The sequence below is a fragment of the Rhizobium sp. C1 genome, from assembly GCF_021026335.1.
Lineage (GTDB): Bacteria > Pseudomonadota > Alphaproteobacteria > Rhizobiales > Rhizobiaceae > Ensifer_A.
In genome coordinates, this window is the sequence record NZ_JAJNCY010000022.1 from 1 (window position 1) to 1,182 (window position 1,182).

The following is a 1,182-nucleotide window of genomic DNA, read 5'->3' on the forward strand; positions in this document are numbered from 1 at the left end:
TGAAACGCTTGTCTTATGATTTTCTGGCTTCTTCGTGAGATAAAGAAGCGCCGGAGAGGACGGCCATCCTTCTCCGGCGATGGGGGACGGATCGTTGAAACGCAGGCCGCCATTCTTGCGAATGCCGGGCCGAGCTAGAGTATGATCGCCCCCATCTTTTCCAATCGTCCTGAACGGATACCCGAGCCTTGGGCTCGGATGACAAGCATGGGAGATCAGAAAAGATGACGGATATTACCATCGGTGCAGACATCTCGAAAGACCATATCGACCTCTATAGCCTGCCGGGTGGCCAGACGCTGAAAGTTGCCAATGACCGCAAGGGCTTTGCCGCCATTCTCAAATGGATCGGCGCAAAGGGCGTGCAACGCATCGTCTTCGAGCCCACCGGTCCCTACCACAGGGCGTTCGAGCGTTTCATGGTCGTGCAAGGCCTACCGCTCTCCAAGGTCAATCCGCGTCTGTCCAGACGCTTTTGTGAAGCCACAGGTCAGCTTGCCAAGACGGACAGGATCGATGCCGCACTGCTTTCCCGTTACGGCGCGCTCCTCGAGCCACGCCTCCTGCAGGCCGACACACAAATTAAAAGTGATTTGAAAGAGTTGCATATGGCGCGTCTGGCCCTCATCAAGGACAGGACGGCTGCAAAGAACAGGGAAAAGAGCCTCACAAACCCGCTCTTGAAGAGACACAATGGCGACAGGCTCCAGCAGATTGAGCACCAGATCAAGGCCGTGGACGAGGCCATCATGGCCGTTATTGCCGAAGATAGATCCCTGAAGGCCAGGTTCGACATCCTCGTCTCGATTCCTGGCGTATCGCAGGTCACGGCCTTTACGCTCATCATTGAGATGCCTGAACTGGGCGAGCTGGACGAAAAGGCTGCCGCCGCGCTCTGCGGTCTTGCCCCCATGAGCCGCCAGTCCGGACGATGGACCGGACGCGCGTTCATTGCCGGCGGGAGGGCCATCGTCCGCCACGCACTCTACATGCCTGCTCTTGTCGCATGCCGCTTCAACCCGGACCTCAAGGCCAAATACGATCAGCTAATAGCCGCAGGAAAACCACCGAAAGTCGCGATAACCGCAATCATGCGAAAACTCGCCGTGCTCGCAAACGCCTTGCTCCGGAAAAAGCAAAAATGGCAGCCAAAAGCTGCTTGATCAACACGGATACTCTAGC

The 1,182-nt window shown here is 56.9% G+C and carries 1 protein-coding gene; it reads left to right on the top strand.

The window, feature by feature from the left end; translation table 11 throughout:
• Window positions 1–224 precede the first annotated feature (224 nt).
• Entirely contained in the window at window positions 225–1,163 is a 939-nt protein-coding gene (locus LQK83_RS21560) for an IS110 family transposase (RefSeq protein ID WP_230839539.1), read from the top strand.
• Window positions 1,164–1,182: the final 19 nt, after the last annotated feature.